Genomic DNA, 6,335 nt, shown 5'->3' on the forward strand with positions numbered 1-6,335 from the left:
CGGTGCTCTTGACCTGCTGGGAACCGATGTTGCTGGCAGCAACGTTTTCCAGGGTCAGGTTGATGGTTTCGTTGGCGTTGGCGCCGACCTGGATGGCCTTGGTGCCGTAGGAGCCGTCCAGCAGCTTCTGGCCACCGAAGGTGGTGGTTTCCGAGATACGGTTCAGCTCGGCGGTCAGAGCCTGGTATTCGTCGTTGTTCGACTTACGGTCGTCGGCGCTCAGGGAGCCAGTGGCCGAGGACAGGGCCAGGGTACGCATTTTCTGCAGGATGTCGGTCGAAGCCTGCATTGCGCCTTCGGCGGTCTGGGCGATCGAGATACCGTCGTTGGCGTTCTTAACTGCCTGGCCCAGGCCGTTGATCTGGCTGGTCAGACGGTTGGCGATCTGCAGGCCGGCAGCGTCGTCTTTGGCGCTGTTGATGCGCAGGCCGGAAGACAGGCGCTGCATCGAAGTGGTCTGGGCGCTGCTGGCCTTGTTCAGGTTAACTTGAGTAGTAACCGAAGCAATGTTGGTGTTTACAGTTAAAGCCATGACGAAATCCTCGTTGGATGGGTACTGCGGCTTCCGGCCCTGGCATCCGCCGGGTATGGCCTAGAGAACCTTCGTAATGGTTATCGTCGTCTGCGTGGGTTGCTTGAGGGCATTTTCGAAAAAAAAATGCCATCACCCCGCCACCCCCATGAAATCAGGGGGTTATTGATTTGGCGGTTGCCGATCAGCGGCTGCTTTGCAGCCCATCACGGGGCAAGCACGCTCCTACAGGGCGATCTTCCACGCATAAAAAAACGCCTGACGGGGCACGCCAGGCGTTTTATTCGAGGTCTTCGCGAATCAGCCGCGATAGAGAATCGCCGAACCCCACGACAGGCCCACGCCAAAGCCGCTGATGGCAACGCGCTTCCAGCTACTGTCGAACATGTGCTTCTGCAGCAGCAGCGGCACACTGGAGGACACGGTATTGCCAGTCTCGAGCATGTCCTTGACGAACTTCTCCGGATGCTGCTCCTCGAAGCGTCGCGCCACGGCATCGACAATTGCCGCACTGCCCTGGTGGATGCAGAACGCATCGATGTCCGAGGACTGCAGGCCACTGGCCGCCAGCAGCTCATGCAGGTGCGCCGGCACCTTGACCAGGGCGAAGTTGAACACCTGGCGGCCATTCATGAAGAAGATGCCATCGTTGACCTTGAGGTGCTCGGCACCCGAACCGTCGGTGCCGAAGCGCGCCTCGCCCAGTTGCCAGACGGCGTTCTCGCCCATCCAGGTGGCCGTGGCGGCATCACCGAACAGCATGGTGGTGTTGCGGTCTTCCGGATCGACGATCTTCGAATACGGGTCGGCGGTGATCAGCAGGCCGTTTTTCAGCCCCGCCGCCTGCATGAAGCCCTTGATGGCGTAAAGACCATAGACATACCCGGAGCAACCCAGCGACACGTCGAAGGCCGCCACGCGGGTCGACAGGCCCAGCTTGTTCTGGACGATCGCCGCCGTGTGCGGCAGGCCCTCTTCGTCACCGTTCTGGGTGACCACGATCAGCACATCGATCGACTGCGGATCAAGCTCTGGGTTGTTGGCGAACAGCGCCCGTGCAGCCTCCACGCACAGGTCAGACGTCTCCTGCTCCTCGGCCTTGCGCGGCAGGAAGGAGGCGCCGATCTTGCCGAACATGAACTCTTCGTCCTTGCCGAACTTCGCACCCTGGACGTAGTTGTCCAGGCCAGCGGTGGGCACGTAACTCGCGATGCTTTTGATGCCAATCATTCTGGCTTCCCAATGAAAACAGCCAAAGACCGCCACTCGATGAATTGAGGGCGCCGACTACCGGGTCGAGGGCAATGCGCCCCGGACAGGCCGACACCAGGCTTGCCCTCTGCGCACCGGTAACAAAATGCTGCAGCAACTGCCGCATAGAATACAGGGAAGATGCACGATTTGACTCATTAGTCACAGTCAATTATCGCCAAACCCCTGCCACCACCGCGCGCCAGACACGAAAAAGCCCCGGCAGCATGGCGCTGGCCGGGGCTTTCCTGACGCGGATCGCGATCAGAGCTTGTTGAACAGGCTCAGTTGCGAAATACGCGAGAAGGCCAGCTGGGAAGCTTCGAGCATGGCCTGCTGCAGGGTCAGCATGATCGAGGCGTCGGCCATGTCGGTGTTGCCGATGGCATCCTGGGTGACCTTGTTGGCCGTGCTCAGGCTGGTGTTTTCCTGGCGCTGGATATCGAGCGAGTTGCCACGAGCACCGATCGAACCACGGGTGATATCCACCTGCTCGCGGGCACTGGCCAGGTTGGCCACAGCCGAGGCTACGGCGTTCTTGATGGCGGTATTGTCGCCCGAGGTGCCTGGCGGCGCATCCAACGCCGCACGCAGCTGGCTGATGGTCTCCAGCACGCTCTGGTTCTGGTGGTTGTTGGCATTGACCGCGAACTGGTCACCCGTCTGCGGCGTACCGGATACCTGGTAGGTCACCCCCGCCACCGTCAGCGACGGCGCGGTGAAGGTACCGCTGGCAACGGGTTTGCTGTCCGCAGTCAAAGGCTGGGCATAGAACTCGTAGGTGTTGGCACCGGTGAACTTGATCACCGCCCCATCACTCGGGAAGGTACTGCTGTAGGCGGCCGGGTCGGTCACGGCGCCGCTGGTGACCTGCGCACTGGACGGGTTGCCGGCACCACGCACGGTCGTGAGCGTATCGGGGCGGGCCTGCACGCTGAACTCGCGGCCAGCGAAGACGGCATTGGCATCATCGCCTTCTTTCAGCGAGGCGGTGATCTCGAACTCGACGCCGCGCAGCGCGATACGATTGCCACCCTCGGCCTTACTGTCGAAGGTGCCATTGGTGGGCGTCTCGGCAGTGATGTCGTTACCCAGAGCATCGGTCACCGTGTACTGGGTGGCGCTGGTGAAGGTGATCTTGTACGGCTGGCCAGCGGTGAAGCTGCTGTTGTAGGTGTTGTTCGAGGTCAGCAGGCCCGGCGAGAGCGCGACCTTGCCGTCATCGACCGGCGGCGTCACCAGGGTGGACTGGGTACGGCTCTTGTTCTTGGCCGAATCGAAGATGCTGAAGCCGGTGTCGTTGGTCGCCAGGCTCAGGGTGTCGGACACCTGCAGGCTCAGCTGGGTCTGGTCGCCCTGGTAGCTGTAGGTGCCATCGGCATTGCGCACATAGGGTGGCGACGAGGTCTTGGTGCCACCGAACATGTAGTCGCCGTTGGCATCGCGCGAATTGAGCAGGCCGAAGATGTTGGCCTCGATCTCCTTGAGCTCGCTGCTGATGGAGACGCGATCAGCATCGGTCACGCCAGCGCCACCGGCACGCAGGGCCAGCTCGCTGGCGCGCTGCATGGCATCGTTGATGGTGCTCAGCACGCTCTCTTCCTGCAGCAGCGAGTTGTTCACCGTGGTCATATTGCCGTCGTACTGCTTGAGCAGCGCTTGCTGCTGTTGCAGCAGGAGCAGGCGCGCGGCGCCGACCGGATCGTCGGCGGCAGTCTGGATGCGCACGCCGCTGTCGATCTGCGTCTTGCTCTTCATCAGGTCAGCGAAGTTCTTGGTGTAGCTACTGGCGCTCGACTCATAGAACTGAGCGGTGGAAATACGCACGATGGCTACTCCTTACAATGCGTTGATCAGGATGCTGAAGGTTTCCTGCGCCGCCTTGATGATCTGCGACGACGCGGTGTAGTAGTGCTGGAACTTGATCAGGTTGGCTGCCTCATCGTCCAGATTGACACCGGAAACCCCGTTGCGGCTTTCCTTGGCCGCATCGAGCACGGCCTTGGTCGCAACGGTATCGATTTTGGCCTGGTTGGCCTTGGCTCCGACCCGCTCGACCAGCGAGGCGTAGGCCGAGGTGAAGCTGGAGCCGCCGCCGGAGGTCACGCCGACGGTGGATTTGGTCTGCAGCCCCAGGAGCGCCTGGGCGTTGCGGTTATCGGACTTGCCGTCGGCATTGAAGCCAAAGGTAAAGCTGTCGTTGGTCGCCGGGCTGCCGCCGACGGTGGTCTCGACGCTGAAGGTCCGCGGGTTGCCGCTACCATCGAGGATCGGCGCACCGCTGGCATCGCGCATCGGCACATTGATGGTCAGCTTGTTATCCTGACCAGGCACGATGGTGCCTGTGCCGATGGAGTTACCCTTGGAGTCGTACAGGGTGTAGCCCTGCGTACCTCCGCTGGCGGCCTGGAACACCATGCGTACCGGCATGGAATGCTTGATCGAATCCTGGATCAGCGCAGTGTCGGCGCCACCATAGATATCCAGCTTGGCTCCCAGGTTTGGCTGGGTGATGGTGCCGGAGCCGGTATTGCCACTACCCACAACGCCATTGATCGGCCCGGCGAAGGCGAGCTTGTTGGCATCGGTGAGCACGGTATTGATGGAGCCTGCCGCCGAACGGGTCGGGCTCACCTTGAAGGTGTCGCCAGCGGCCAGGCCGCCACCGTTCAGTTTCAAGGTGAAGCCGTCGATCACCGGCGGCGGCGTGGTGGTCAGGTCGAAGTTGCCCATGTCGGTGCCGTCGGAACGGCGCACGCTGTACTGGTTCGGGCCGGTGAACTTGACCTCGTAGTCGTAGGTGGTGAGCGCGCCGCTGTTGGCGATGGTCACATCCAGGTTGCCGGAGCCTGCACTGTTGTTCGTGGAGGCCAGGCTGCGCTGGCTGATCGCGAGGGCACTGTTGATGCTGGAGAACAGCGCGCTGCCGAACTGCGCGTTGGCATCCAGGCCCTGCCCCAGCTGGCTGTTGATGCTGTCGGCCACCACCAGGGCGACACGTCCCAGCTCGTTCATCGACGGGGTGAGCACGTCGTTGCGGTAGCGCAGCAAGCCACCGATCTGCCCGCCGGTGACCACCGAGGTGACATCCGAGGAGAAGGTCGGGTAGTTGATCTGCAGGCTGTACTGGCTCTGGTCCGCGGCGCTCGGCACGGCGGTCAGGGTGTTGGCGCGGTTGCCGGTGACCAGCGACTGGCCGTTGCCCAGGTACACGTCGTAGTTGCCGTCACGCTCCTGCACGGTGACGCCGACCAGTTCGTTGAGCTGGCGAACCGCTTCGCTGCGGGCGTCGAGCAGGTTGTTCGGTGAGGCACCGGAGGCCGACAGCTGGGTGATCTGCTTGTTGAGATCGGCGATGCTCGAGGTCAGCTTATTGACCTGGCCCGACAGGGTGTCCAGCTGGCTGTTGATGCTGTCGTTCTGCTTGCTCATCTGGCTGGAGATGGCATTGAAGCGGTTGCTCAGGGTCTGCGCCTGGGTCAGCAGCAGCTGGCGCGAGGCGGCGTCGCTGGGCTTGGCCGAGGCGGTCTGCAGGGCCGAGAAGAACGCGGTCAGCACCGAGCTGATACCGGTGTCGCTTTCGGCCAGCAGCTTGTCGATGCCGGTGATCTGATCCTGGAACGCCGCCGCATCGGTATTCAACGAGGTGGAGGTCTGCAGCTGGTTGTCCAGGTAGGCGTTGTAGATACGACGCACATCCGACAACGTGGTACCAGTGCCGACGAAGCCCGTGCCGATATTGTGCGACGGCCCCGTGGTCTGGATGGTCTGCTGACGCGAGTAACCCGAGACGGCCGCGTTGGCGATGTTGTTACCGGTGATGGACAGCGCGGTCTGGCTGGCATTCAGGCCGGAAAGCCCGATCGAGATCAGAGACATGCTTCAATCCTTATAGATTCGTGTTAGTGCCGGCCATGGCGTATTCCTGGGTTGGCCGCAGCTGCCGGGCAATGCTGATGATCTTGCGGGCGTAGTCCGGATCGGTCGCGTAGCCAGCCTTCTGCAGCTCTCTTGCAAACTGTTCCGGGTTATCGGCGGCGCCGACGGCATCTTTATAGCGGTTGTTGTTCTGCAACAGGCTGACCAGATCGTGGAAACTGTCCTGGTAGGAGTCGTAGGAACGGAACGCCGCCGTCTCCTTGACGAACTGCCCACCACGGAACTCGCTGGTGATCGCCCGTGCCTCGCCACCCTGCCAGTTACCGGTGGCCTTGATGCCGAACAGGTTGTGGCTGCTACTGCCGTCAGGATTGCGCATGACCGACTTGCCCCAACCAGTTTCCAGCGCAGCCTGGGCCACCAGGTAGCGCGGGTCGATACCGATGCGCTTGGCCGCCTGCTCGGCCATCGGCAGCATGGTGGCGACGAAAGCATCGCTGTCGCTGAACGCCTTGCTCGGCGCCAGCGGCGGCTGGGCCACGGCCCGGCCCAGAATGCGCACACCCTCGCGCGGCGCGGCGAACGCCTGCGCCGGCTGCCAGTCGCCCCGGGCGACGCCGGCGAGCGTGGGGCCAGTGCGACTGGGCAGGGCCGTGTCGTTGCCCGCGGCGCC

4 protein-coding genes and 1 pseudogene are annotated in these 6,335 nt (G+C 62.6%); all 5 read right to left on the bottom strand.

The window, feature by feature from the left end:
* Positions 1-532, bottom strand: a pseudogene (locus CC207_RS28015) (flagellin); the annotation flags it as partial.
* 300 nt (positions 533-832) lie between these two features.
* Positions 833-1,762 (bottom strand): ketoacyl-ACP synthase III, encoded by a 930-nt coding sequence (locus CC207_RS23485; protein ID WP_088852861.1) that lies wholly within the window; start codon positions 1,760-1,762, stop codon positions 833-835.
* Between the two features lie 285 nt (positions 1,763-2,047).
* The gene (locus CC207_RS23490) at positions 2,048-3,610 is read right to left on the bottom strand and encodes a flagellar hook-associated protein 3 (RefSeq protein ID WP_028691030.1); all 1,563 of its coding nucleotides are present in this window, start codon (positions 3,608-3,610) and stop codon (positions 2,048-2,050) included.
* Between the two features lie 12 nt (positions 3,611-3,622).
* A complete protein-coding gene (flgK, locus tag CC207_RS23495) occupies positions 3,623-5,662 on the bottom strand; it encodes a flagellar hook-associated protein FlgK (protein ID WP_088852862.1) in 2,040 nt (679 codons plus the stop codon).
* 10 nt (positions 5,663-5,672) lie between these two features.
* The coding region (gene flgJ / locus CC207_RS28020) for a flagellar assembly peptidoglycan hydrolase FlgJ (RefSeq protein ID WP_256582337.1) at positions 5,673-6,335 on the bottom strand (663 nt) is incomplete at its 5' end.

This window comes from Pseudomonas sp. DrBHI1 (genome assembly GCF_002205115.1).
Taxonomy (GTDB): domain Bacteria; phylum Pseudomonadota; class Gammaproteobacteria; order Pseudomonadales; family Pseudomonadaceae; genus Aquipseudomonas; species Aquipseudomonas mosselii.